18 protein-coding genes and 1 pseudogene are annotated in these 23,268 nt (G+C 67.2%); 4 read left to right on the top strand and 15 right to left on the bottom strand.

Annotation, left to right across the window (positions count from 1 at the left end):
• Positions 1 to 11 precede the first annotated feature (11 nt).
• From ACZ39I_RS16555 to ACZ39I_RS16545, 3 genes are all read left to right on the top strand, one after another.
• Positions 12 to 1,841, top strand: coding sequence for an ATP-binding protein (locus ACZ39I_RS16555; RefSeq protein ID WP_467245072.1), 1,830 nt, complete (start codon positions 12 to 14; stop codon positions 1,839 to 1,841).
• A 185-nt stretch (positions 1,842 to 2,026) separates the two neighbouring features.
• The gene (locus tag ACZ39I_RS16550) at positions 2,027 to 3,604 is read left to right on the top strand and encodes a hypothetical protein (RefSeq protein ID WP_467245071.1); all 1,578 of its coding nucleotides are present in this window, start codon (positions 2,027 to 2,029) and stop codon (positions 3,602 to 3,604) included.
• Between the two features lie 365 nt (positions 3,605 to 3,969).
• Entirely contained in the window at positions 3,970 to 5,271 is a 1,302-nt protein-coding gene (locus ACZ39I_RS16545; RefSeq protein WP_467245070.1) for an outer membrane protein assembly factor BamB family protein, read from the top strand.
• 172 nt (positions 5,272 to 5,443) lie between these two features.
• Here the strand turns inward: ACZ39I_RS16545 and ACZ39I_RS16540 are convergent, their stop codons facing one another.
• The 8 genes from ACZ39I_RS16540 to ACZ39I_RS16505 form a co-directional block, all read right to left on the bottom strand.
• Positions 5,444 to 6,877, bottom strand: coding sequence for a hypothetical protein (locus ACZ39I_RS16540; protein ID WP_467245069.1), 1,434 nt, complete (start codon positions 6,875 to 6,877; stop codon positions 5,444 to 5,446).
• A gap of 14 nt (positions 6,878 to 6,891) precedes the next feature.
• Entirely contained in the window at positions 6,892 to 8,022 is a 1,131-nt protein-coding gene (locus tag ACZ39I_RS16535; RefSeq protein ID WP_467245068.1) for a WXG100 family type VII secretion target, read from the bottom strand.
• Complete coding sequence (locus ACZ39I_RS16530; protein ID WP_467245067.1) at positions 8,019 to 8,342, bottom strand: hypothetical protein; 324 nt, start codon at positions 8,340 to 8,342, stop codon at positions 8,019 to 8,021. The genes ACZ39I_RS16535 and ACZ39I_RS16530 overlap by 4 nt, the downstream gene beginning before the upstream one ends.
• Before the next feature lie 405 nt (positions 8,343 to 8,747).
• The gene (locus ACZ39I_RS16525; RefSeq protein ID WP_467245066.1) at positions 8,748 to 9,776 is read right to left on the bottom strand and encodes a hypothetical protein; all 1,029 of its coding nucleotides are present in this window, start codon (positions 9,774 to 9,776) and stop codon (positions 8,748 to 8,750) included.
• Between the two features lie 60 nt (positions 9,777 to 9,836).
• Positions 9,837 to 10,406 (bottom strand): hypothetical protein, encoded by a 570-nt coding sequence (locus ACZ39I_RS16520; protein WP_467245065.1) that lies wholly within the window; start codon positions 10,404 to 10,406, stop codon positions 9,837 to 9,839.
• Between the two features lie 80 nt (positions 10,407 to 10,486).
• Positions 10,487 to 12,700, bottom strand: coding sequence for a DUF6571 family protein (locus tag ACZ39I_RS16515; RefSeq protein ID WP_467245064.1), 2,214 nt, complete (start codon positions 12,698 to 12,700; stop codon positions 10,487 to 10,489).
• Between the two features lie 86 nt (positions 12,701 to 12,786).
• Positions 12,787 to 13,161, bottom strand: a complete 375-nt coding sequence (locus ACZ39I_RS16510) for a hypothetical protein (protein WP_467245063.1) — start codon at positions 13,159 to 13,161, stop codon at positions 12,787 to 12,789.
• Between the two features lie 328 nt (positions 13,162 to 13,489).
• Positions 13,490 to 14,254 carry a hypothetical protein gene (locus tag ACZ39I_RS16505; protein ID WP_467245062.1) on the bottom strand — a complete coding sequence of 255 codons (765 nt, stop codon included), beginning with the start codon at positions 14,252 to 14,254 and terminating at the stop codon, positions 13,490 to 13,492.
• 351 nt (positions 14,255 to 14,605) lie between these two features.
• Here ACZ39I_RS16505 and ACZ39I_RS16500 point away from each other — a divergent pair.
• Positions 14,606 to 15,107, top strand: a pseudogene (locus ACZ39I_RS16500) (hypothetical protein).
• Positions 15,108 to 15,983: 876 nt separating this feature from the next.
• Here ACZ39I_RS16500 and ACZ39I_RS16495 read toward each other — a convergent pair.
• The 7 genes from ACZ39I_RS16495 to eccB form a co-directional block, all read right to left on the bottom strand.
• Complete coding sequence (locus ACZ39I_RS16495; RefSeq protein ID WP_467245061.1) at positions 15,984 to 17,264, bottom strand: S8 family serine peptidase; 1,281 nt, start codon at positions 17,262 to 17,264, stop codon at positions 15,984 to 15,986.
• A 125-nt stretch (positions 17,265 to 17,389) separates the two neighbouring features.
• Entirely contained in the window at positions 17,390 to 18,823 is a 1,434-nt protein-coding gene (locus ACZ39I_RS16490; protein WP_467245060.1) for a hypothetical protein, read from the bottom strand.
• A gap of 39 nt (positions 18,824 to 18,862) precedes the next feature.
• On the bottom strand, positions 18,863 to 19,177 hold the full coding sequence (locus ACZ39I_RS16485; RefSeq protein ID WP_007385067.1) for a WXG100 family type VII secretion target: 315 nt from the start codon (positions 19,175 to 19,177) through the stop codon (positions 18,863 to 18,865).
• Between the two features lie 5 nt (positions 19,178 to 19,182).
• The gene (gene mycP / locus ACZ39I_RS16480) at positions 19,183 to 20,478 is read right to left on the bottom strand and encodes a type VII secretion-associated serine protease mycosin (RefSeq protein ID WP_467245059.1); all 1,296 of its coding nucleotides are present in this window, start codon (positions 20,476 to 20,478) and stop codon (positions 19,183 to 19,185) included.
• Positions 20,479 to 20,611: 133 nt separating this feature from the next.
• Positions 20,612 to 20,905 (bottom strand): WXG100 family type VII secretion target, encoded by a 294-nt coding sequence (locus ACZ39I_RS16475; RefSeq protein WP_057616722.1) that lies wholly within the window; start codon positions 20,903 to 20,905, stop codon positions 20,612 to 20,614.
• Between the two features lie 67 nt (positions 20,906 to 20,972).
• Positions 20,973 to 21,293 carry a WXG100 family type VII secretion target gene (locus tag ACZ39I_RS16470; RefSeq protein WP_007385064.1) on the bottom strand — a complete coding sequence of 107 codons (321 nt, stop codon included), beginning with the start codon at positions 21,291 to 21,293 and terminating at the stop codon, positions 20,973 to 20,975.
• A 223-nt stretch (positions 21,294 to 21,516) separates the two neighbouring features.
• Entirely contained in the window at positions 21,517 to 23,097 is a 1,581-nt protein-coding gene (gene eccB, locus ACZ39I_RS16465) for a type VII secretion protein EccB (RefSeq protein WP_467245058.1), read from the bottom strand.
• Positions 23,098 to 23,268: the final 171 nt, after the last annotated feature.

Raw genomic sequence — 23,268 nt, 5'->3', positions numbered from 1 at the left:
TTCAGCACGTCATGACCGTTGGTGCCGTCACTGCGGACATCGCCTCCTGGCCACCGATCGACGAGGCCGACCGACCCTTCGGGCAGCGACTGCTCGCCTGGGCGGCCGACGGCAGCGGGGCCCGGCCCCGGCTGTGCCTGGTGCGCGGCGCCGGCGGCAGCGGCAAGAGCCGTCTGCTCGCCTGGTTCCTGGCCGGGACGGTCGAGCGGCCGGGGATCACGGTCCATGCCACGGTCCCCTCCGAGGGGCTGACCGCCGAGACCTTCGCCTGGGAACTGGGGCGCCAGCTCGGTTACGGCCCCCAGTCCCCGGCCCGTCTGCTGGACCAAGTGGCCCTGGACGAGCGTCCGTTGCTGCTCCTCGTACCCGACCTGCACCGGGCAGGGGCGGGCCCCGCGGATCTGTCGGCGGCGGCACCGGAGACCCTGGTCGCCGAGGTGCTGGAGCCGCTGCTGTCCCTGCCCCATGTGCGCGCGGCGGTCGAGGTGGGCGACCGCGAGCTGCTGCCGGGGGACGGCGCGGAGGTCATCGAGCTGGGCGGCGGGACGCCGTACACGGACCTCCAGGGCGGCGGAACCCCGTACCCGGAGCTCCTCGCTGCGGTCCCGCACACCTCCGGCGGCCGCCCGGACTGGTCCCGTGCGCCCGACCCGGTCCGCCGCCACATCCTCGACGCGGCACTGCGCACCGCGGACCAAGGGGCCGCCGTGCGCGACCTGTTGACCGACCCCGGCTTCCTGGTCCACGGCTCGGCCGCCGCGCTCACCGCCCTCCTCGCCGACGAGCGCATCCCCGTACCCGGGCGGCTGCGCGAGGTGTGGAGGCGTGCGGCACCCGAACTGACGGCGTATCACTCCGACAGCGCCGAACGGGCCGCCCTGCTGCACACCGCCGCCGTGGACACGGACCCGGCCCTGGCCGAGTACCTTCAGCCCCTCGCCGAGCGCCACTGGTGGACCACGGCGTGGGCCCGGCCCGGCCTCGCGGTGAGCGCGCTCGCCCTGGTGCCGGGCGAGGAGCGACGGGTGCTGGCGACCGATGCCACGGGGCGGTCACGGACGTACGAGGTGGACAGCGGTGCACCGGCCGAGGCTGTCGCTGGGGCGGTCCGTGGGGCAGACCATGGGGCAGACCGTGAGGCGGTGCGTGGGGATGCCGGTTTCCCACTGCCCTTCGTACGGCCGGACTCCGTCGCCCCGCGCGACGCCCGCTCGGTGCTGCTGCTAGACCGGTCCGGCGCGCTGCTGCCGCTCGCGCCCGAGGACGACCCGACCGCGGCGTTCGTGCTCGGGCACATCGCCGAGCACCATGGCGCGGCCGCCCTCGCCGACGAGGAGTCCCAGGTCAGCGCGCTCGGCAACGGTGGCCCGCAGGGGCCGTACGCCGTCGTCGGCGACCAGGGCGGCACGGTCCACGTGTGGTCCCTGCGCGATTATCAGGACGCCCCGCCCACCTGCCGGGTGCACGAGCATCCGGTCACCGCCGCCACCTGCGTCGACACCGCCGACGGGCTGACCCTCACCTTCAGTGCCGCGTCGGACGGCTCGGTGCGGCTGTGGGAGGCGTCCTCCGCCGAGCCGATGCCCGTCCCGGTGCAGCAGCGCCGGTATCGGGTCACCGCCCTCGCCGCGGCCCCCGCCCCGGCCGGTCCGGTGCTCGCCGTGGCCTGGAGCGACGGTGAACTGCACCTGTGGCACGTCCTCTCCGGGACCGTGCGCGTCCTGCCCCTGCTGCGACCGTGCACCGCCCTCTCGCTCACACCCGAGGGGCGGCTCCTCGTCGGTGACCCCGAGGGTCTGTACGCCGTACAGCTGAGGCCGGACGCGCTTCGGGCGGGGTGAGACGCCGCGTATCCGGCTCCGCCGCGTCGAAGACCTCGGTGGACGAGGGCGCGCGGCATTGACCGGAAGCGACGCCCTTATAGGGTGTCATGAGCATTACGGGGGAACTGTTGATCACTTGAGCGTCATGCTCCATTTCTCTGCGGGCCCCCACGCATCATCGAGACTCATGGGGGACCGAGTTCATGTCTTACCCTCCGCCGCCCGGAGGGCCGGGCGGCGCCTATCCACCGCAGCAGGGCGGGTGGCCGCCGCAACAGGCCGGCGTGCCGTACCCGCCCCAGGCCGCGCCAGGTCACTACGGCCATCCGCCGCAACCGCCCGCCACGGCTCCGGGTTGGCCGGGGCCGCCCCACACGCCGTACCCGTACCCGCAATCGCAGCCTCCCGGCGGAGGCGGCGGTGACCAGGGCGGCAAGGGCCTGAAGAAGGCCGTCATCGCCGTGGTCGTCCTGGCCGTGCTCGCGGTTCTCGGCATCGGCGGACTTGCCGCCTACCAGGCCTTCGGCGGCGACGCGTTGCCCACCGCGGCGGGCAACGCGCAGGGCGAGCAGTTGCTGAGCCCCGACGACATCCAGGAGCTGCTGGACGGCCGGAGCCAGGCGTTGCGGAGCGGTTCGGAGGACACGTATCTCGCTCCCTTCACCGGCGAGGCCAGGGACACGCAGAAGAGCCTCTTCGAGAATCTGCGCAAGATCCCCTTCGCACAGGCCGAGTACTCGATCCTCGAGACGACGGGCACGAGCACCGACGAGTACGGCGACGGTGCCTCGGTCGCCCTCGACGTCGCCTTCGTCCACAAGATCCAGGACGTGGACGTCCGGCCGGTGTCCGAGTGGTACCGGTGGATCATCAAGCGGGCGTCGAAGGACGCCAAGCCGCGGATCACCAAGGTGGGTCCCGCGCCCGGTGCCTTCGGAGCCAAGAGCTATGTGTTCTACCCGGCTCCCTGGGACCTCTACGAGGACATGCACGTCGTCAAGAAGGCCCACACGCTGACGATCTCGAACAAGAAGCACGCCGCCGACACGGACCGCTACGCGCCCTACATCGAGAAGGCGGCGAAGGACGACATCGAGCTGTGGAAGTCGAAGGGTCCCGAGGACACCGAGACCCCCACGGGCTTCGTGACCGTCCTCGAACCCGACCGCAAGACCTACTCCTCCCTGTACGGCTCGCGGTCCGTCGACTGGGAGGCCGGCCAGAGCGTGGCGATGCCCACCTTCGACGCCGGGTTCGGCGGCGACGAGAAGGACCTGGAATACGGCGGCGCCCGGGTCAAGATGGACATGTCCGGGAGCCGCTTCACCAACGCGACGTACTGGCCGAAGCTCGTCCAGGAGATCTCCCACCACGAGTTCGCGCACGCCGTCGTGCAACCGCTGGAGGCCGCCTCGGGAGGGTTCGCCACCGAGTCCAACACCCGCTGGTGGGTCGTGGAGGGCTTCGCCGACTACGTGGCGTTCCGCTTCGACGGCGAGCTCGGCGCGTGGAACATCCGCAACGGCGTCACCGGCAAGAAGTTCAGCGGCTCGCTGCCCGAGGACCCCGGGGCCGGGGACGAGGTCTCCACGAACTACACGGTCAGTTACCTGGCCATCCGGTTCATGGCCGAGAAGAACGGCGAGGCCGCGGCTCTCCGGTTCGTCACCGACCAGTACCGCCATCCGAGCCGTCTCGACCAGCAGTTGCGCAAGGCCACCGGCATGGGGGAGAGCGAGTTCGAGGCCGCCTGGGCGAGTTACGTGAGGAGCAACAGCTGATGAGCGCAGACGGCAGCCAGGGGGGCGCCGGGCCGTACGGGCAGCAGCCGCCGCCGGTTCCTCCGCCCGTTCCTCCGCAGGGGTATGCGTATCCGCAGCAGCCGCCGGTACCGGCGCAAGGGGCGCCACCGCAGGGTCCGCCGCCGCAGGGTCCGCCGTCTGGGCCGTACGGCTATGGGTACGGCGGGCCGCGGCAGGCGCCCCCGCCGGGGCACGGGGTCCCGCAGGGCTACGGCCATCCCCAGCACCCCGGGCAACAGGGGTACGGGTTCCCGCCCCAGCCCCCGCAGCCGTACGGGTATCCCGGCCCGGGCGGCCCCGGCGGCCCGGGCCAGCCCGGGAACACGCGGAAGAAGCCGGTCGGGATGATCGTGCTGCTCGTCATGGCCGTGCTCGTGCTGTGCGGGGCCGGTTTCGGGGCCTGGTACATGCTGGTGGGCTCGGCGAGCAACAACGTGCTGTGGAGTGTGGCCGCCAAGCAGCGGGGCGAGGACGTCGACGCGGTCCTCGGGGCGAAGACGCGGGGCACCTGGTTCACCGACAAGGCGGTGGTCCAGACGCTGCCGAACGGCGTGAAGGCGTACGACCTCGACACCGGCAAGCAGGTGTGGGCCACGGCGCTGCCCGGCGACAGCAGCGAGGCGTGCGTAGCGCCCGAGAACTCCTCCGGCGACATCGGGATCGTCGCCTACGGCGAGGGCAAGGCCTGCGACCACCTCGTGGCCTACGACCTCGGCACCGGCAAGGAGCTCTGGAACAAGGACCTCAAGCCCGGTGACACCACATCGAAGGACAAGGTGTCGGTCGCCCGGGCCGGCGAGGTGGTCGTCGTCAACGCCGCGAAGGTGACGCTCGCTCTGAAGGCCGCCGACGGCACGACGGCCTGGGACCCGAAGAAGTTCGCGACGCAGGACTGCCCCAGCGGTGAGTTCACCGGCGGCAAGGCCCTGATCCGGGTCCGTGGCTGCCACATCAGCGACTTCGACGACCCCGACTGGGGTCAGAACTGGGACGAGGTCTCGCTGATCGACCCGGTCACCGGGCGGGCCCGTTGGACGTATCACCACAAGGTCCCCAAGGACAGCTTCGGCGAGATCGAGGGCCGCGACGTCATCTCGACCTCTCCCGTCGTCCTGCTCCGGCACGGCGACGACGGCGACGCGCTCTTCTCCCTCGACGACGAGACGGGCAAGGTGCGCAGCCGGTTCTCCCCCGCCACACCGTCCGAGTACGTCATGACCCAGGACTCACTGGGCGGCCCCTGGTCGGAGGCGGGCGTCTTCGGAGACACCTTCGTCATCGGCGTGAGCGGCGAGAAGAGCAAGGAGCTGCTGGCCGCCTACGACCTCAACAGCGGCAAGGAGCTGTGGAAGACCGACGCGGTCGAGTTCAGGTCGTTCTATCCGTTGCCCGCGGCCGGTGGTGATCGGATCCTGGCCTACAAAACCACCAATGACAACGACAAGGGCCCCGAGCTGGTGGAGTTCGGCGCGAAGGACGGAGCGATGAAGACCGTCGTCCAGTACCCGGAGGACGTCCGCACGGGCATGTCGATATCGGCCCGGCCCTACTGGCACGAGGACCGCCTCTACGTGTCCGAGCCGAACCCCTCGGTCGTCTACGGGGAGACGCCGTACACGCTGGTGGCCCTCCCGACCGCCGACTGACGGAGGGGCTGTTGCTGCGCAGTAGGCTCCGGCCGCCGGTACACGGGCGGCGGGAGCGTACTGCGCGGGTCGGGCCGGCGGGTCGGGGCGGCTCGGCGGGTCAGTGTCTGCCGGGGCCGGCCTTCCTTCCTCCGGTGCGGCCGATGAGAGAGAGCCTGTTCACCGTCGTCTCTCAACCCTCCGCCGTGTCTCCGTCACCGTGGTCCATCCTCGCCACGGCCTGGACGGTGAGACCGGCCAGGGGCGCCAAGACGCCTGCCACCGCCGACCACACCCGCCAAGCGCCACTGTCCGGGACGAGCAGCAACGCCGTGAGGCACCCCAGGGCCACAGCGAACCCCACGACCACCGGTGCGGACGCGGTCACGAGCCAACCGGCGCCGAGGTCCAGGGTCTGGACCCGCCGCTCGGGGTCCGGTCGGGCGGGTTCCATCACACCCGCCTCCTCGACCTGCTCAGCCACCTGGACCGGGACGGCACCCGGCAACTGCCAGCCGTCGTCACCGACGAGTTCGGCCAACACGTCTTTGCCACGGCGCTGTTGGGGATGCCAGAGCAGCCAGCCTTGTACGCCGGTCAGGGCGACCCCGGCGTCTTCGCCGGCCATCTGGGAGTGGAAGGGAACCTGCCGCCCACGGCCCTCCAGCACCAAACAGTGCAGTCTGCGGGTGTTCTCCCGACGCTTCTTCTCGTCGGCCGCCTCCGGACTGCCGGGCGGCGGCGCGTCGATGTGCTCGCCGGTTCCGGTGACGGAGACGCGCAGCGCCTTCCAGTCGGGGCCGACGGCGCGCCTTGGTCGACGCAGGCTCTCGTTCTTCCACCAGTAGCCGAGCGGACCGAGAGTCGCCAACGCCCAAAAACCACCGATCGTCCACGAATCACCGAACTGTACGGCTCGCCCAGCGAGTTGGCGCTCCACGTCTTCCCGCTGGTCGTCACCGATGGCGCCCAGTTCGGGGCGGTGGGGGACGTAGGCCACGTAGAGCTCGCTGCCGACTTCCCGGCGGTAGTTCGTGGTCGCCTCGAAGCTCACAGGCACACCCTCACCGGTCGGCGACGGAAGCAGAACGGTGAAGTCCGCTGTGGCATCGGCCGTGCTGTGACGACTGTCGGCAACCTCGTTCTCGACCTTCACAACGGGACGCTCCTCGATCACCGCACCGGCCTCGGCCAGTACGGCACTCGTGCCGGTTCCGCGCGCATCGACGACGGCGAGCGTCACCCAGAGAGCCAACATCGTGGGAACGGCGACCATCGCACCGGCGAAGCGTGCCGACGGCCAGCGCGTACCACCCAGCCTCGACGGCACGGTGTCCTCCCGGCAGCCAGGGCTCGTCGAAAGGATCCGCACACCCCACCGGTACGTCTCGCGACGGGACGGGCCACACCCACACAGCACCGCCACGCCCAGGATCACCACACATGCGGCCAACAGCACCAGCGAAAACCACGTGACGACTACGCGCAACGTCGTGGCTCCCAGAGAGAGCCACGCGGCGGTCAACGCCGCGAGGGCGAGTGGAGCGGCTGCGGCAACGAACTTCCCCCAGCTGAGGAATGGACGAAGGCCGATGACGTCGGCTGCACCGCTCGCGTCCTTGTCCATGGTCCATTTACTGCTCACCCGAACGCTCCATACCTCTTGGGGTCGGGCCGTCTCCGCAGGGCGCCGGCGTCGTCTTCCGCATCCCTTTTTGCGTCGGCGACCGCCCCGGGCCTGTCCTTGCCTTGCTCCGCATTGGGATTGCCGTTGACGAGCCCGTCGACGTCCTTGGACATGTTGCCTCCTGCCCCCAGTCCGAAGCTGATGGGAGCATTGGTGGCCACATCCCCTACGAGTTGGTGCGCCGCGGAGAGCGTCCGTCCATCCGTGGCTCGGTGGACAGCAGCGCTCCCGGAGCCCCCGGTCAACCCTCCGGCCACGGCTCCGAGGGCCATCTGAGAGGCATCGAACCGATCCCGACTGTGAAGGTTGTTCAGGGCGTCACCGACGACCGACGAGGCGGCCCCCACCGTCGCACCGTCAGCGGCGCTGGCCCACGCACCTCCGCCCAGCCTTTGAGCCAACAAACCGGTTCCGTACATCCCACCCAGCGCTCCCACAACTCCGTTGACCGCGTTGTTGGCGAGCTCGGCGTCCTTGCCCATGGCCAGGTTGGTGGCGATGCCCGTGCCCGTCCCCGCCGCCCACTGCACACCCAACTCGACAGCCAGCCGCAACGGCGCGCGGTTCCTCACCAACCCTCGGACGTAGCGGAACAAACGCGCGGCAGCACCGAGCAGCCGCCCCAGCTTCGACGCGGCATTCGCCGCCTGCGCCGCCAGCCGCATGGCATTCGCAGCTCCCGCCGCCGCCGAGAACCCGACCGTGACGAAGGACAGCGCGACGGACGCCGCGATCGAGACACCGATCTCGAGGTAGATCTGATGAATCTCGTCATTGATCTCCTCGATGTTGTCGGCAGCCTCCTCAAGTCCCTTCGCCGCCTGCTCGAAAAGCGGCGCGGTCTCCTCGACCGCTCTTCCGACCTTCTCCCAGTACTCTCGGAACGCCTCGGCGGATTCCCCCCGCCAATGCTCACCGAGAACGCCCCGCACCCTCCTGTCGAGCGCGCCGTACGCCTCCTCCAGCTCCTCCCCCATCGTGCGCCACCCCTTGGCCGCCGCACGCAGCACATCGGGACGGCCGCCGGGATTGACCACCTCGATCCCCGCTTCGTAGATCTTCTCGGCGACGCTCTCCTCACTCACGGCTTCCCACCCTTGAACAGCCCGGCAAGAGCCTCGTCCGCCGCTTCGGAATTCTTCGCGTTGTCCTTGAGAGCCTGGTTCAGCTCCTCAAAGCTGCGAGCCAGGTTCCCCAACGATTCGACCATCCCGGCGGCCAAGTCCACGTAGGCCGACGTGACCTCTGCGGACTCCGTCAGAAACCCGAAACCATCGTGGATCTGCTCCGCCCCCGTCGTACGCTCAAATGCCCTGACCGCACTCGCCAGGTCATAGCCCCGCGTCTCGAACGCGCCGGCCAGCCGCGCCACTTCCTGCGGATCCAAGTAGAAGTCACCAGACATGCGCCGCTCCCCACTTCCTCTCTCCACGAGACTTCGACGTGCACTTCCGCAACACGAGAGCGAGCGAAGAGTCACGTGTCAGCACACGAAGGAGGGACGGAGTCAACTCCGTGTCAGATGGCACCACTTCTTTCGGCTTCGCGGGTGGGCCTCGGCCCCGAAACCGATGAGCGGCTACGCGGTCACCCCCGTTTTGATGTCACCGCCTACAACGGCGACCATCAGGCGTCCGCGATCCTGCGCTGGGAGGACGAGAACCACGACTTCACGATGACGCCGTCGGCCCCTGGGGCCAGGTGAGCGGCAAAGGAGCCGACCGCTTCGACGCGCTGACCCGGATCCGCGAGCAGATCGAACCCGGCCGGCGGTAATCCCCCGCAGCGCCTGTGATTCAACGTCCGTCACTCAAGCGGGCAGCCCCGTTGGTGCGGCGCACCCATGGCGGGCCGCCGACTGCTCCGCGAAGTGCTCCAGATCGGCGCGCTCCTTTTTCGTGAGCGCGTCCGAGGTGAACTTCCGGTCGCTGCCCTCGACCGGCGAAGCGCGGTAGTAACCGATGCCCGGGGCGCCTTGGCAGGTGGCTGACGTCCAGGCCGTGTATTCGTCGGTTCCCGAGGGAGTGTCGTGACCGCCGTACTTACCGTTGACCACAGCCTTGGAAGCATCGCTGAAGGGACCGTATGCTGCGGCAAGTTGCAGGCCGCCGACGAGTAGACACTCTTCGGCCGGTGACGTTCCAGCGGCGGTTTCCCGCACCTTCGTCACGGACGTCATCCCCTTGCAGGTCCCCGTGGCATCGCTCGCCCGCACGGTCGTGGCTTCGGCAGCAGGAGGGGTGATCTTGCCCGAGTTTCCCGGTTCCGTCGCACAACCGGTTTTCTCTGCGGCACGCTGGGCTGCCCCGGTCACCGTACGGGCGAGGTCGAGCCGGACGGCCTTTGTGGGCTCGCTGCCGTAGGGCGACTCGCCCACCACGAGGATTCCGCTGCCTTCGTCCGGCGTCCAGTTCCTGCAGCTGAGAAGTACCGACGCCGTGGCCTCGTCCTCGTCGGTGACCATGAATCCTTGCCAACCCGCGTCCAGAGGTACGGGAAAGGAGTCCTGGTCACGCTGGAAGGAATAGAACCCGTATGCGTTGTGAGCACCGGACGCGGTCTCGATCGATATGACGACGCCGTCGACATCGCACGTCGTCGCCAGGCCGGGTGGCTCCGTCACATCGCTGGAGACGTCGAACTGCCTACTGGAGACGTGGAAGCCCAAGCCGAGCAGGGAGAGTTTCGACTTCCCCGCGAGGCTCAGCACCGGGTCGACCGGAAGCATCCCACTGCACACCCGCGCGGTCTTGGCGGCCGGGTACTGGAGTTGGAATCCGTAGTACCCGGCCCCCAGGACGGCCAGTGTCAGCGCGGAACTGATCAGCCGACGCTTCACGTCTCCCCGGAACAGTGCCGATTGGTCCCACTTCACTGGAAGCAATTCCCGTCTGTGTTCTCAGCTGCCCGAGGGACTCGGAGACGCTGAACCAGAATCCGCGCCGGACTGGACTGCGGAGCACTTGAAGACCTCGCCACCCAGGTAACGTGCCGCGATGGTCGCGGCGGAGGCGAACGTCTCTCGCTGCCCGTTGTCGAGCGTCCGGGTCGGTGGCATGTTCGCCACCTCGACTTCGAGCAGTTCGTGCTCGCTCACGCCCCGCCCCTCGAAGGCGCAGGGGATGGCGACGAACGCACGGTTCTTCTCCACGTACCCGACGGCCGAGTCGACCTTGAACGACTTGACAGTGGAGGCGCTGGGCGACCGGTACCTGTCGAGATCGTCAAGGTCGTCCGAGTGCCAGAGATAGTCGATCCGGACAGAGTCCTCTTTCCCATAGAGCTCACATCTCCCGGCAGCCGTCCACTTCGTGGGAGAGAACTTGCTGGTCTTCTCCGAGACGGCGCCGCTGTCACCGACAAGCGTTGCGAAGACCTGGCCCTTGAGCTTGCCGTCACACACCGAGGTGCTGCGGTCATCCTCGTCGCCACCCTGGCCGCTGCATCCGGCTGCGACCAGAACGGCCATAGTGACAGCAGCCAACGCCCTCAGACCCTGCCGAGGTCCGCGGGCGACACCCGGCTTACGAGTATTCAGCACTGTCGACATCACCGCCCGCTCCCGGAAGAGTTCCACGTCGCCCCCGTGGTGTGACCGTCGTCCGCCGCCCGCGCCGCGGACTCGGCCAGTGTGTCGAGCTTCTGAGGGGACATATCCACCCCCGAGTTCCTGATGGCTTCGCGGAGTGAATCCGCAGTGGAGTCCCGCAAGGCCGCCCTTCCTTCCGCGTACCTGGCGTACGCCTCTTTCTGGGCTTCGTCGGTGGTGTCCTGCTGGACCTGGTCCACCACCATCGCCTGGATGTCCTCGACGGCCCAACCCGCGATAGTCCCGACGATCGGAGCGGCCGCTCCCGTCGCCGCGCCGACCGCCATGCCCAGACCACGTCCGGCCCACTTGTCGCCTGTCGCCACGGCATCGTTGAAGTCCTTGTCAGACGCCGAGTGCTCCTCGAAGATCGCCTGATCGCGGGCGTCGCTGAGAATACCGGCCACGACGCCGCCCGGATGAGCCACATTCTCCATCGCGGGGGTCATCTCGTCGTAGCCGGGATGCTGCTTCGCCACCTCCTGCATCCAGATGGCGGTGTTGGCCTGCGAGGACTCGCTGATCGCGACGTAGGCATCCGGGTCGCGCCCGACGTTCGCAAGAAAGGGCACGAGCGTGCCAGTCTCGAACCCCTTGGGGGGATTGACGGGTTCGCCAAAGGGCTTGATCGTGCCCTGTTCGTTCCCGAACGCGGCCTGGACGTCAGCCATGTACTCGGCCGTCATGTTGCCCAGGCTGTCCCGCATTTCGTCCCTGGGAGAGCCACTGATCAGACCGGGATCGCCGCCGATGGTGCCGACGAGTTCGTTCATCAGAGCCGCGCGATCGGCCGTGTGCTTGACCGGGGCTCCGTCGCTGTCGAAGGGGCGGCCTGAGGTGGCGGATTCCAAGGCATGACCGAGGTTGTTGTAACCACTGGGGTTGCCGGAGTCACCCGTGTAGCCGGGACCTTCGGGCCAGTGCCGGTCCTTCAGCAGGTAGTCCAGGTGATCGACCTTCTCACCGTCGATGGTGGCGTCCGAGGTGAGGAACTCGGTGGAGGCCTCCGGGTTGTGCCCCAGGGCGTCCATGTACCCGGCCATCGGGTCGAGCGCCCCGATGTTGGTCGTGCCCAGCGTGCGCGGGTACCCCCAGTAGGCGTCCGGGTTCTGCCCCGCGTTGGCGCCGTTCTTCTCCGCGGTGATCAGTGCGTCGCCGTAGTCCTGGAGGAAGTCCTTGTCCCACTTGCCCTCGCTCATCAGGCTGCTGGTGAGCTGGTAGCCGCTGAGGCCGTACGGCGACTCGGTGGGGTTGGCGTTGAAGTCGCGCTGGCCCGCCTTGAGCAGGTCGTTCTGGAACTTGGTGATCTCCGGGTCGGGGCCGCCCTTGCGGTGATCGTCCGACGTGGTCGCCGTTCCGATGGTGGTGCCCAAGTTCGCCTTGAGCTCCTTGAGTTGGGCCAGCTGCGCTTTGGAGAGCGTGGTCCCGGCCGGCGGGCTCATGAGCTCGTTGTACTTGCTCAGCATGTTCTCGCCACCGGTCTTGACCGCGAAGTCCCTCGAGAACTCGGGGTCGTTCTTGTTGGCGGAGAGGAGCAGGTTGAGCTTGGTGATCTCGGCGTCGGAGAGGCGGCCCTTCTTGTTCATCAGGGCGGCGGCCTGGTCGGCCTCGACGGAGTCGAGGGTGGTGTAGACGCTGGTGTTGAAGGACTGGCTGTCGCCGTTGGCGTCGCGTTCCAGGGCCGAACTGGCGGCCTCGTCCGCGGCGGTGGCCACCTCCAGGACCCGCGTCAGCCGGGAGACGAGCGAGTCCAGCTTCTTCTTGCGTTCCTCGGCGAAGCCCGGCGAGGCGGAGGCGGTCGGGCTGTCCCAGCGCGAGTCGACGTCCTCGACGCGGCCGTCGTCGTACACCTTGTAGTGGTCGTTGCGGGCCTCGTCGAGCAGGGCGTGCAACTGCTTCTGAGAGGCGGTGAATTCGCCGTGCGCGTCCAGCAGCAGCTTGGCGATGCGCTCCGCCTCGGTGGCGGCGTTCTCGTACTCCGTACGGGCCTTGTCCATGGTGACGAAGGCAGCCTCGGCGGCGTCACCCTCCCAGTGGCCCTTGAGGTGGTTGATGACCCGCTGCTCGAACTCCCGCTGCAACGCGTCGTACTTGGCCGGCAGCGCCTTCCAGGAGGAGGCGGCGTCGGCCAGCGGGCCGAGGTCGGCCTTGTCGAGATAGGGGATGGACACCATGTGCGACTGCTCCTTGTGAGGGGGTTCCGGTCCGACTCGATGGGCTCGCCCGGCCGGTACTACGACAGCGGCCCGGGCGGCCCAGCTCACCCGAAGGGCGTGCCGAGCGAGCGCTGCCGGGCCTGCTCCTCCTGCTCGGTGCTGGTGTAGTGGCCGGAGGTGGTGTGGAGCTTGTCGCTGATGTCCTGGAGCAGGCTCTTGAGGTTGATGACCTGGGAGCCCCAACGGACGTCCATGGTCACCAGGGAACCGGCGGTGGCCCAGGAACCCGCCTCGGCCATGCCCCCGGCACTGTGCTTGTTCAGCCCCCGGGAGGCGCTCAGGCAGTCGTCGTCGGCGCCGTTGTCGGCGTTCTCGGTGGCACCGCGGAGCTCGACGAGGGCGTTGGCTGCCTCGTCGAGGCGCTGGGTGTCGACGTTGGTACCGCCACCGCCGCTCCCGCTACCGCCCTCTGCGGGCACGGAGTTCAGCCTCGTCCGAGTGGATCCGCTGTGCTGCGGCGTATCGAAGGGAGTACTCATCCCTTGTCCCATCCCCGTTGTGAAAGTGGTGGACATGCCCGGTTCGCTCACTCGACCACGGATTTCGTCGCATCCGTACGACGTGAGGTGCCCACTCCGGCCGAAGCTCGCGCTCGGCGACCCAGGCAAGGACATGCCAATCAGCAGGCCGAAAGATACCGGATCTTCCTTTCGGGGGCCCACTGTTGGCCGCACTGTGGGACGGGAGAGTGAGCGGCTGACGGCCCGGCGGGTACCTGCCGCCGGGCCGTCGGCCGCTCACCGGAGATCAGACGGTCGGCGCCTCCACGACCGGTCCGGCGGGCGCCTTCGCACCCACCGGCTTCCCGAAGTCGGAGTCCGTGAGGTCCTGCATGTCGTCTCGGGTGCTGTCCTGCTTGATGAAGTACGGCTTACCGGTGGTCGCCACGTACCACGTGACGGACTCACCCTTTTCCGCCAGTACGACCGCCACAGCCTCCTGACCGTCCACCGTGGTCACCTTGCCCTTGGTCGCCTTGCTGCCGGCATCGAGCGTGTCGGGGGCAGTGAACTGCTCCTGGTGACACCAGCTGGCGAGCTTCGCCATCAACGCGTTGCTCGGTGTCCCATGGGTCCACTTGCCGGTGGAGAAAGCGGTCTTGCCGAGCGCCGAGTTCATTCCCTTGGCGAACGTCGAGTCGGCCTTGGCCCAGATGTCGTTGCCCTTGCGGATGATCTCGAAGGAGCCCTTCTCCGAAATCTCGACGGTACCCACACATTCCGTGGCGGAGAGCCTCAGATCACTCTCGTTGCCGTCGCGCTCCATCTTCTCGCGAAAGGATCCCGCCGCGGCATTGGTCTTCATGCCCGTGTTGTAGATCTCCTGCACGGAGAGCTTGTCGATCCCGTTCGACTTGGCGGCGGGACTGGCTTCCGCGCCCTTGGACGGGGTGGATCCGGCTGCGGACTTCGCGGTATCACTGTCGCCATTGCAGGCCGTGAGCGACCCGAGCGCAACGGCGCAAGTGAGCGCGACGGCTGCATGCCGGGCAGACAGAATATGCGTCTTCATAAAGACCCCCGTGAGTATTCGATTGCGGGCGAACTTGCGTGATCATCTAAACAACAATCGCCCGACAAGCCAACTCTGCTTACCGTGGGCGGAGTTGTCGCCCGAAACTCTCAGGGGTTACCGCATCCAACGCTTGTACGGCCGTCCCATCGTAGCCGTACTCACGAAGGGCTCACCGTGGTACATCAGCGGCGTTGGAGTCTAGCCGCCCGAACGAGCCACGGAAGCACAGCCGCATTCACACACAATGACCACCAGCATTTCACGCAATCCACCGAGAATCCCCGCCCCACAATGGGCTCTTCCGGATGTCCTTACGATCAGTGGCCGCGGAGCCCGTAGATTGACCTCGTGGGACTCTTCGACAAGTTGACCGGCACGCAGCACCCCGCCGACGGGGTCACGCCGGCCTCCCTCAGGGAAGTGCAGGCCGCCCTGCTCGGCCTCAACCGGCCCGACCTCCCGTACGTCATCCGCGACGGCGCTCCGGAGGACGCCGACCTGGTCGCGGAATGGCGACTGGCCGAGCCGACCTGGCAGACCTTCTTCGTCCAGTCCCAACTGTCGCGCGCCATCCGCATCCGCATGCGCCTGGACGACGATGACCATGAGGTACGCGCCGTTGAGGAAGCGTGGGAGGTCAAGCGCGTCGGGAACCCTCCGAGGCTCAAGATGTCGTCGGCGTACACACGCGGACCGAGCAGGACCGTCTCCAGTCCGCCGAGGCGACGCAGGCAGCCTCGAAGCAGCGAAGACCTTCCACTTCGACAGTGCGGACCTGGTCAATCCCCTGCGCGACACCGTCCTCAAGTCGGGCTGGACCTGGCGTGGAGTGGTCTTCGGCAAGTTGTGAGGTCGAACGGCCATTGCGGGGCGCAAGGTTGTTCGCCTTCACCAGGGGGCGCGTACTCGGGGTAGCGGTACCAGTCCCGCCCTAGCCGGCGCCGCAGACACAGCTCAGCTCAGCTCAGCTCACGGGCACCGCAGCTGCAGCCAATCGGGCAGCTTCTTCTCAAAACCGTCGGCCGGCACCCAGTCGATGTTTGCCCCCGGAGCAGGGAAGCGAAACACAGGGGCCCCAGGACGCGGTGGGACACAGTTCAGGCGGTGATCTGCGAGGAACTGTCGCAACTCACGCTCCTGTTCCTGCGGGTCACGGATCCGGTCGAGCCACAGGCGTTCCCGGTCCACCCAGATTCGACGCCGCCAACGCGGTTTCCTGGCTCGTCCGGTTCCCGAACTCTGTACGTCGACCTCGAGAACAGTCAGCAGAAGGAGCGGAATTCGTGCCAGCGCCCAGACAAGGGGCCCCAGATCCACTGCAGGAAGTAACGCGTCCAGATACGCAGCGCCGATTTGGGCGGTCTAGGCTCTCCCGGCCGTAACCACCGGTCATTCGCACGCCTCTTCCAACTCGGCGTAGCCCGAACCCTATGGGCCGATGTTCTTCAGCCACTTCATGGCCGAACGCTGGGCGTCCCTGCATTCACCGAGTTGCGTGCTCAGCTGAGTAAGCGCCTCAAGGCCAACCTTGTAATGGCCAGCCACCGTCGTCGAACTCCCCCGTGATGTTGAGTCTCGACCCCCAGGCAGAAGAATCGATGGTCAGATTACAGCCGTCCACCGAAGGCCGCACTCACTGCCTGGACCTGTTTCAAACTCTGCTGACCTGGCGGTGGTGGCGACGCAGTTGACCGTCAGCACGCCCCCATACCAGTGGTACTCACGCCTACTGCGGCGGCCACTGACCCTGAGGCGGGGGCGAGTGCTGCTGGTAGGGGTTCTGCGGCGGCGAGACAGGCTGCTGGTACGGATTCTGCTGCGGAGGGAGGGGCTGCTGACCGTACTGCGGGTGGGCAGCCGAACCGCCGGGCCCACCATTCTTGTTCTTGTTCCGCCGAGACATCTTCACGATCAGAAGGACGATGAGGCCGATCACTACGAGGGCCACGACACCGAGGACGACGAAGAAGACCATTTGCTTCTGGTCTGCCTTCTCTTTTTCCGCTGCGGAGTCGGCGTCAGATGTGCCAGTATTTGCGGCAGCGGACGGAGTCTCGGCTTCTGAAACCTTAAGTGGCCCGTACTTCGAGCCTGCAGGGATGTCCTCCGTCAGCGCGGCAAGTGGGCGGATAGTTCCGTAGCCGTACTTCTCGTCAGGAAGGGAGAGCCCTTTGACGGAGGTGGGGAGGACGGCTGTCTTGACGAGGCGGTTGGCGATCTGTCCTGCGGTAAGGTCAGGGAATTTCGAGCGGAGCAATGCCGCAGCCCCAGACACCAGTGCGGCCGAGTCTGAAGTTCCGGTCCCCAAACGCAACTTGTTGCCAGGGGAACTCGCACTCACGATGCGCGTTGCAGGAGCAGTCAGTAGAACTTCTGGACCTGAATTCGACTTAGTCCAGATGACTCCGTTGTCATCAACTCCTCCAACCGTGAGGACGCCAGGATATTTTGCCGGAAAATCAATACCGTTTACGCCTTCGTTTCCGGCTGCAACCACAATCAAGACATCGTGACTCAACGCGTAGGACACCGCCTCGCGGTCTTCAGTCAGGTCCTGATGGTTGGATACAGAGATATTAATAATGGATGCGCCACGGTCCACTGCATAGCGAATTTCATCCGCGAAGCCAGCTTCGCCTTCCATATCCCATCGAATGGGAAGAATCTTTGCCTCTGGAGCGAGTCCAATTACGCCATCAGAAGACCCCGCTCCGTGCCCATGTGCAGCAATTAGTGATGCCATGGCCGTGCCGTGATCATCCCCAGGCGCAGGGGACGGATCGTTGTCGCCATCCCAGAAGTCCTTACCTCCGAGAACGTTCCCCTTGAGGTCCTGGTGCTCAGCATTGACACCATCATCAATGACCGCGACTTTGACACCATTACCCTCGGAGATTTTCCACGCGGACTCGGCCTGCAGCGTCTCCAGTGCCCACTGGTCACGTCTCGTCTGGTCGGCGGAAGCATCAGGAGCCGCAGTAAGGATTAGCGCACTCGTCAATGCCATGGCGCCCAGAGCATGCACCGTTCGCGTGAAGGCCATCCCGTCTTCCCTCTTCCCTTACGCCCGTGGACGTGACCCTGAGGCCACGTCCACGCATCCTGTCACGTGCCGGTAAGCACTGATCGGCTCTACTCGATGACTCGCGGCGCCGCATTGGTCTGCGGTGCCCAGGTCTCCTCGTCCTCGACCAGGTAGTCGGGACGCTCGCCCTCGCGCTGCTCTTCTTCCTTGCGACGACCAGTACGCGAACCGGGGGCGCCTGCGATGCCGCCCTTGCGGACAGCGCTGGCTCCCTTTCCTGCGGCACCGCGGCTGCTGTGCAGACCCGAGCCACCGGCGGTGCCCCTGCCCGCGCCCGCACCGGATTTGGGCGTGCCACCGACTACGCCGCCACGAGCCGTCCCTCCGGCACGCCCAGCCGCGCCCTTGGCAGCGCCTGCGCCGCCCACGCCGCCGGCACCAGTACCAGCACGACCTGCGATACCCCCAGCAGCGCCAGCCCGACCGACCATGCCACCGCGAGCGGCGCCGACTCCTCCAGCTGCACCGCCCACCGCACCGCCGACGAAGCCTGAACCACCACCGACACCACCGCCAACGCCACCGCCGGCGGATCCACCGCCCACCGTGCCGATGCCGCCAGTTATAGGCGCTCCGGTGCCACCACCGGCAATGCCATCAATAGCAGTGCCGACCTGAGGCTGTGAGACGGTCGGCTGGTGTGCGCCGCCCGTGATGCCCGAAGGCGGGGTGACAGGCTGCGATGAGCTGATCGAGCCGACCTGACCACTACGGGCAGTGCCCGTGGTTGCGGCATTCGGGCTTCGAGTAGCGCTCTCCGACGGCACGATCACGGGGGCGGGCGCAACACCGCCGGGATCACCTGGGTAGTCTTCGCTTTCGTCGTACTTGTCGGGCGGCACCGGCGGCCTGGATTTCCACGACCCCATCTCCGCAGCCCGACTGTTATAAGCCGCCCCCAACGCCTCCATCTTCACAGCCATCCGCAGCTGCGCCTCGCGGCCCTCCGACAGGCTGCCCGCGTTGCCGTCGAGGGCCTCCTGGGAGCCGGCGCCGCTCTTGAGGGCGTTGTTCGCGCCCGAGTCGTCGCGGTCGCCCATGTTGCCGACGTAGTCGAGTGCACTGGAGACCTTGCCCGGCTTCTCCATCGCCAGGACCTCGGGCTTGATCTGCGAGAGAGTCGCAGCGGCGCCCTTGAGGGAGATCGAGGTGTGCGTGGCGTACTTGGAGCTGTCGGTGATCTTCTTGCCGATCACCTGGGCGCGCTCCCTGAACAGATCCGCGCTCTGTCCTTCCCAGTGGGCGAGGACGTGCTCGACGGCGGTATCGAGGGTTTCCTTGATCCCGCCGGGTCCGACCAGGTCCTTGCTGAGAGCCTCCCAGGCCGTCGCGACCCTGGTCACGGTCCCCGGGTCGGCGTCACGGACCATGTCCTTCATCTGGTCCATGTCGTAGTTGAGCCCGAACGGCGTGGTGTGCTTCGCCGAAATGCACTGATTCGTCTCGACGTACTCGAAGTCGTCGACGCCCTTGTCGCCCATGTCTACCGCCCCCTCATATCCACGTAGCAGGACATCCCGTTACTTCCGGTTGAACGCCGCATAGTTCTCCGCCTCAGCGTCGCTGAACGCGTCATGCGTCCTCTTCGTCTTCTTACCGAAGTCGTCCAGCACGTCTTCCAGGTGCGCGACGATCTCGTAGAGACGCTCCTTCATCGCTTCGTGGGCGTCGTACAGCGCCTTCGCCTCACCGAAGCCCGTACCCAGCGCGCCCTGCGGCAGGTACGTGTTGCCCATGCAGCTCGACTTGGACGTCGACATGTCCCTGATGACGCCGTTGAGCTTGGTGATCGTGCCTTCGATCTCACTCAGATCGACCTTGTACTGCTCAGCCATAATGCTCAGCTCCCCGTTGACTCCACGTTGTTACCCACACCCTGCTTGCGCCGCCAGTCATTGAGGACCCGCCCGCCCCCGAACAGCAGCAGCACCAGCGCGAATCCCGTCGCCAGGACGTACAGCGCGTAGCGTTCCGTTCGTTGCTGCTCGGTCTCGCCGAGGACCAGTGTCGCGGCCTGGACGTCGGCGCCGCCCGCGGGGCCGCCGGCCGAGTCCGGCTTCGGGCCGGCGGCGGAGGGTTCCGTCGTGTCGTCGTTGACCGCTGCCGCCGGGTCGATGACGCCCCAGCCCACGAAGTCGTCGCGGCCCGCCTTGGTCCGGTCCGCCGTCTGCTCGATCTGGGTGATGACCTGCTTGTAGCCCCAGTCCGGGTGCTTCGCGCGGATCAGCGCCGCGACACCCGAGACGTACGGGGCCGCGAAACTCGTGCCCTGGTCGACGCAGTTGCCGCCCACCGGGACGGTCGAGACCATGTCGATGCCCGGTGCCGCGACGCCCACGAACGGCCCCGACTGGGAGAAGGGGGCGCGGGCGTTGTTGCGGTCGGAGGCGGCGACGGCGAGGACGCCCGGGTACGCCGCCGGGTACGTCTCCTTGACCTTGCCGTCCGCACCGTCGTTGCCGGCCGCGGCCACGATCAGCGCGTCCTTCGACTGGGCGAACTTGATGGCCGCACGGAAGGCCTCGTCGACCGACGGGTCCATCTTCGACGCGGTGTCCTGCGAGATGTTGATGACCTGGGCGCCCTGCTCGGCCGCCCACCTGATGGCCTGCATCATCGTGCCGACGTTGCCGCTGCCCTGGTCGTCGTTCTGCCGGATCGGAAGGATCGTTGCTTCCGGGGCGAGGCCGACGAAACCGGTGCCGTCGAGCTTCCGGGCCGCGATGATGCCCGCCACCTTGGTGCCATGGCCCACCTTGTCGGACTTGCCATTGCCGCCGGGGTGCAGGAAGTCCTTGCCGTTGGCGACCGCACCGCCCTTGAGTTGCGCGTTGACGGTGTCGACACCGGTGTCGATGACGGCGACCTTGACGCCCTTGCCCTTGGTGGCCTGCCACAGCTGGTCCAGGACCACGCGCTGCAGCGACCAGGGCGTTCCCTTGATGACGTCGGACGGGAACGAGCAGCTGGTGTCGTCGACCTGGAAGCGCACGTCGTCGTCGGCCAAGGTGGTCCGCACGCGCTCGGCGGCGATGCTCGGCGTGGCCCCCGCCAAGGGCAGCCCACAGGCCAGCACCGCCACGGCGGCGGTGCCTGCGGCGCTCCGACGCGCGACGCGCGATGCCCCGGATCCCACTGTCTTACGTCCTCCCGTTTTGTTTCTGTACGGGACGCATGAACCGGCTTTGAGCGGAAAGGTCCGTACGCCCCGTGAATCGCCGATGGGGGCGAGTGCGCGACAGCGCACCCGCCCCCATCAAGCGGTCACGTCAGCCGCCCCAGATCTGGGCGTTCTTCGACTCGGTCGCCTGGTAGTTCTGGGCGGCACTGTCGAGGGCCTTGGCGATGGCCTCCAGCGTCTGCTGCATGGAGGCGGCGCGCTGGTCCCACTCGGCCTGCTTGGCGCGGTAGGACTCCTGCGCCGTGCCTTCCCAGCTGGCGGAGATGCGCTTGACGCCACTCTCCAGCTCGTCAAGCTGCGTACGGATCTTGCCCGCGGTGCTGCGGACGTCCTGCGCGGCCTGGGAGATAGTGGCGAAATTTACAAGAATCTGCCCGGACATCTCTTCTATGTCTCCTCGGATGTGTGGATGGTCGGTCACGGACGCGCGCCGCGGCGCACGGGTCCGATCATCCGAAGGGGGACGAGGCCGCGATGTTCTGGATGGACGCGCGCTGCTCCTCTTCCGAAGCCGCGTAGGCCTTGGTGCTCTGGTCGATCGCTTCCTTGATGTCGTTCAAGATCTGGTTGATCTTGTTGGCATCCTGGTTCACCTGCGACTGCAGGTTGTTGTACGCGGTGGCCGCCGAGCCCTTCCAGCCGCCCGTGATCGTGTCGATCACGGTCTGCAGGCGGGAGATTTCGCCCTGGATCGAGGAGTTGACCGAGGAGATCTTGCCGCTGAAAGCGACCATCTCCTCCTCGGTCATGGTGAACTGCTGTCCAGCCATGTTGTGTCCCCCATGAGACGTAGGAGTTCTGAGTAGACCCTCACTCGGAACGCCGACACCGAATGGTGGCAGGCGTATCCCGTCCGGTCTGGTTCCACTCTAGTCGCATCCGCTGACGGAGCGAACATCAGTTGGGACTTGTATCAAGATCGCGATGAAGTCAACTCACCACTTTCACAAGTGCGTTCGTGAAGTGCGAGTTACACGCGGCCCGATGTCCGGGCTACGACCCCTGCGCCTGCTCCGCGTTGCCGCTGCTCAGCTCCGGACCCGCCGCCAGCAGGTCCGCCCATGTCGCCGGGACCGACGCCGCGCGGATCTTGCCGTAACCGAGCCGGACCTGGGAGGTGTTGGTCTGCTGCTGTGACTGGTTGTCGGCCTTCTCGCCGCCCGTCACCTCGCTGTCGTTGCGGGCGGGGATCGAGTAGCGCAGGCCGGTGTCGGTCACCAGGAAGGTGCTGCCGCCGCCGGCGTCGGTGCCGGTGATCCGCTTGAAGAGCAGGCCGCTGCCGGGCGAGACGTAGGTCCGCGAACCGCTCTGGGAGACGTCCTTCGGGAAGTCCTGGCCGGTCCACACGGACATCAGCGGCCTGCCGGTCTTCGAGTTCTTCTCACCGCCGTGCCAGATGCTGCACGAGGTCTTCTCGCCGCCCAGCTCCCAGACGGTGTTGGCCTGCTTCACCGACTCGGCGGGCCAGTTCTTCTCCTTCAGCCACTCGCCCGTCTCCGGCTGGATGTCGTTGAAGCTCACCTTCACCGGCTCCGGGTCGGTGGCCGCGTACACGGCGCTGATGAAGGGGTTGCGCAGCCACATCTGTGCCGTGAAGTCGGAGACGGCCTTGACGCCGTCCTTCAGCACGATGAACTTCTGCGTCGAACTGCCGGAGGGCGCCTCCAGGACGAGGCCCACCTTGGAGTACTGGGGCAGAAGGCCCTCGATGTGCGCCTCCGAGCCCGCCTGCGCCCCCAGGTCCTGCAGCGTGGGGAAGTCGAGGGTGCCCACGGGGTTCAGCGTCTTGACGAAGGCCGCGCTGACCTTCTGCGGCTGCACTCCGTCACCGAACACGGCACGCTCGATGTCCTGCATCTGGTCGTCGGTCATCAGCCGCCACAGCTTGCCGCCGATCAGATAGGCGCTGCCGTCGGAGGTGACCATGAACCGCTGGCCGTGTCCGATCGTCGGGTCCGTCGGACCCTCGATGTACAGCACCTGGTCCTGCTTCAGCCGGCCGCCGCTCTTCTGGAACAGCTTGGTGTCGTCGCCCTTGTCCAGCACGTACGTCGCGCTGACGGGCTGTCCGTCCTCACCGGGTGCCTGGCACAGCGCCCAGGTCTTCGCCGTCTTCGCGTCCTCCGCGGACGGCAGCCGGTCCGGGGCGAAGGGGATGCCGACGGTGGCGCCCATCGGGTACTTGCTGTTGTCGAGCACCGACTCCTTGACCTTCAGGACCTGGGGGTTCTCGCCGTTCAGCAGCAGCTTGGCGGACGCCAGGTTGAGGACCGGGTGCAGGCTGAGCTTGTTCTCACCCTTGGTCTTCACCAGCACATAGCGCGTCGTCGACTCGCTGCCGACGAGGATGTTCTTGCCCTGCTGGTCCCAGCCCTTCGGCGCGGTCGGGCTGAGCATGCCCCAGGCGCCGAATCCGATGAGCACCAGCGCCGCCACACCGAGACTCGGCAGGACGGTCTTCAGGGGGCGCGGTGCCGCCTCTTCCGAACCGTGCGGAGACGGCTGAAGAAACGCCGCCACCGTGCGCCTGCGCGCGAAGGAGTAAGCGTTCAGCTCATCCCGACGTGTCGCCATCGATGGGTCAACTCCCCGTTTTTTCGCTTTGATTCCGAATGCGGAACTCCCCAGGGCCGCCCGGTACTCCGTGGCGTTTGCTCCTGCAGGGGCCTCTACTATGCCGTGTGACGATCGCACCGTACGGTACGGGGTACGGTGATCCGCCGCCAGCTCGAGTCGCGGCCAGAC

This window comes from Streptomyces sp. NPDC024687, assembly GCF_055559055.1.
This window is presented reverse-complemented; position numbering and strand designations above follow the sequence as displayed.

What these genes read in the sequence shown, in the direction of transcription:
- ACZ39I_RS16540 (WP_467245069.1), bottom strand. Translation starts at nt 6,877, where the DNA reads ATGGACAAGGACGCGAGCGGTGCAGCCGACGTCATCGGCCTTCGTCCA.
- ACZ39I_RS16545 (WP_467245070.1), top strand. Translation starts at nt 3,970, where the DNA reads ATGATCGTGCTGCTCGTCATGGCCGTGCTCGTGCTGTGCGGGGCCGGT.
- ACZ39I_RS16550 (WP_467245071.1), top strand. Translation starts at nt 2,027, where the DNA reads ATGTCTTACCCTCCGCCGCCCGGAGGGCCGGGCGGCGCCTATCCACCG.
- ACZ39I_RS16495 (WP_467245061.1), bottom strand. Translation starts at nt 17,264, where the DNA reads ATGGCATTGACGAGTGCGCTAATCCTTACTGCGGCTCCTGATGCTTCC.
- ACZ39I_RS16555 (WP_467245072.1), top strand. Translation starts at nt 12, where the DNA reads ATGACCGTTGGTGCCGTCACTGCGGACATCGCCTCCTGGCCACCGATC.
- ACZ39I_RS16490 (WP_467245060.1), bottom strand. Translation starts at nt 18,823, where the DNA reads ATGGGCGACAAGGGCGTCGACGACTTCGAGTACGTCGAGACGAATCAG.
- eccB (WP_467245058.1), bottom strand. Translation starts at nt 23,097, where the DNA reads ATGGCGACACGTCGGGATGAGCTGAACGCTTACTCCTTCGCGCGCAGG.
- ACZ39I_RS16520 (WP_467245065.1), bottom strand. Translation starts at nt 10,406, where the DNA reads ATGGCCGTTCTGGTCGCAGCCGGATGCAGCGGCCAGGGTGGCGACGAG.
- ACZ39I_RS16515 (WP_467245064.1), bottom strand. Translation starts at nt 12,700, where the DNA reads ATGGTGTCCATCCCCTATCTCGACAAGGCCGACCTCGGCCCGCTGGCC.
- ACZ39I_RS16485 (WP_007385067.1), bottom strand. Translation starts at nt 19,177, where the DNA reads ATGGCTGAGCAGTACAAGGTCGATCTGAGTGAGATCGAAGGCACGATC.
- ACZ39I_RS16470 (WP_007385064.1), bottom strand. Translation starts at nt 21,293, where the DNA reads ATGGCTGGACAGCAGTTCACCATGACCGAGGAGGAGATGGTCGCTTTC.
- ACZ39I_RS16530 (WP_467245067.1), bottom strand. Translation starts at nt 8,342, where the DNA reads ATGTCTGGTGACTTCTACTTGGATCCGCAGGAAGTGGCGCGGCTGGCC.
- ACZ39I_RS16505 (WP_467245062.1), bottom strand. Translation starts at nt 14,254, where the DNA reads ATGAAGACGCATATTCTGTCTGCCCGGCATGCAGCCGTCGCGCTCACT.
- ACZ39I_RS16475 (WP_057616722.1), bottom strand. Translation starts at nt 20,905, where the DNA reads ATGTCCGGGCAGATTCTTGTAAATTTCGCCACTATCTCCCAGGCCGCG.